Genomic DNA, 876 nt, shown 5'->3' with positions numbered 1-876 from the left:
ACCATAAGTAATCGTGTTACCATTTATAGAAGCCTCACTCGGCGCACCAAAGCCATTCCCGACTGCTATACTTCCAAACCCTGTTGCCTGATTTCTGTGTCCTAATGCACTACTCGCAATGGCACTTGCTACATTCCTTGAACCCACCGCACTGCTATAACTACCCGATGCATTATTCAAATAACCCACTGCACTGCTCATAGCACCCGTTGCAGTATTGTTATAACCCATTGCATTACTAGCACCACCCAATGCAATATTATAAGTGCCCAATGCACTACTAGAATTACCTGAGGCTATATTGTTTACACCAACCGCATTGCTATTTTGACCCGATGCTTCATTTCTAAAACCGACTGCACTGCTACTAAAACCTGATGCGCTATTCTCAAAACCCATCGCACTGCTGCCACTACCCAATGCAATATTTGCTGTACCCATCGCACTGCTATAATCGCCAATCGCAATATTTCCGCCTTTTTTCGCTGCATTGATAAACGCTGCAACTTCGGCTGGGTCGGTTATTTTGATACTATTGGCTGTAAATGAATCAATATCATCAAGACTGGTACCTGTTCCTGTGGTGGTTACCGTAATGCCACCCACTTTGGTAATTTTATTTGTTCCTGCTTCTTTCGTAGTTGCATGTGCATAACCTTTCGCTGAACCTAAAGCCGTGTCGGTTGAAATATGAGCGTAGTTGTCGGTGGCGACAGTTCCGCCTGAAACACTTAAAATCGCTGTATCCAGTTGTTTTTTATTGACCGCATCGGTATCTGCCGTACCTGCCTTAACATTGGTAATTTGTTTTTCTGCACCTGCTTTACCAACCGAAATACTGTTGTCTCGGTCAGTTTCAGAGTCGTTACCTAAAGC

Annotated in this window: 1 pseudogene; it reads right to left on the bottom strand. The window is 44.1% G+C overall.

Annotation, left to right across the window (positions count from 1 at the left end):
- Positions 1–876 (bottom strand): annotated as a pseudogene (locus tag F967_RS04760) (hypothetical protein); the annotation flags it as partial.

It is taken from the genome of Acinetobacter sp. CIP 102637, assembly GCF_000368425.1.
GTDB classification, from domain to species: domain Bacteria; phylum Pseudomonadota; class Gammaproteobacteria; order Pseudomonadales; family Moraxellaceae; genus Acinetobacter; species Acinetobacter parvus.
The sequence above is the reverse complement of the archived record's forward strand: the minus strand, read 5'-3'. Positions and strand labels throughout refer to the sequence as shown.